Origin of the sequence: Mycobacterium sp. E183 (assembly GCF_001667735.1) — a bacterium.
Lineage (GTDB): Bacteria > Actinomycetota > Actinomycetes > Mycobacteriales > Mycobacteriaceae > Mycobacterium.
Genome location: NZ_LZJN01000060.1, coordinates 1 through 659, shown reverse-complemented (window position 1 = coordinate 659; position 659 = coordinate 1). Strand labels below are relative to the sequence as shown.

At 71.0% G+C, this 659-nt stretch carries 1 protein-coding gene; it reads right to left on the bottom strand.

Annotation, left to right across the window (positions count from 1 at the left end; translation table 11 throughout):
* Window positions 1-642 (bottom strand): AMP-binding protein (locus tag A5691_RS05980; RefSeq protein ID WP_369830453.1); only part of this gene is annotated, 642 nt, incomplete at its 3' end.
* Window positions 643-659 lie beyond the last annotated feature (17 nt).

Here is a 659-nt window from a genome sequence, read left to right as displayed (position 1 = left end):
ACCCACCTGCAGGCCGTCGAACAAGCGGGTCACATTGGCATGGGTGACCGCCACCCCTTTGGGCACCCCGGTCGTGCCCGAGGTGTAAATGAGGTGCGCGACGTCATCGGGTGCCGGGGCGGGCAGACCGGTGCTGGGCTGAGCAGCAATCCGCGCGTCGTCGACGTCGACGACGACCACACCGCGCCCGTCCAGCCGGGGGCGCAGTGCGGTGGTGCTCAGCACGGCCACCGGGTTGGCGTCGGCCAGCACGAACCCGACCCGCTCATCCGGCAGCGCGGGGTCGATGGGCAGGTAGGCCGCCCCGGTCTTGAGCACCGCCAGGATCGCGATGATGGCCTCACCCGAGCGCGCCAGCACCACCCCCACGCACTGCCCGCGACCAGCCCCCAACCCAATCAGCAGACGCGCCAACCGGTTCGACGCCTCATCGATCTCGCCATACGTCCACGACCGCCCCCCACAACGCACCGCCACCGACCCCGGGGCGCACGCCACCTGCCGGGCGAACAGCACCGGGATCGACACCGCGCTCACCGACTCGCCCAACACCGCCCGATGCCCCCACTCGCCCACCCGCGCGAGCTCACCGGCATCAAGCACACCAATCGAGGACAACCGCGCCTGGGCATCAGCCGTCATCGCCACCAACACCCGCT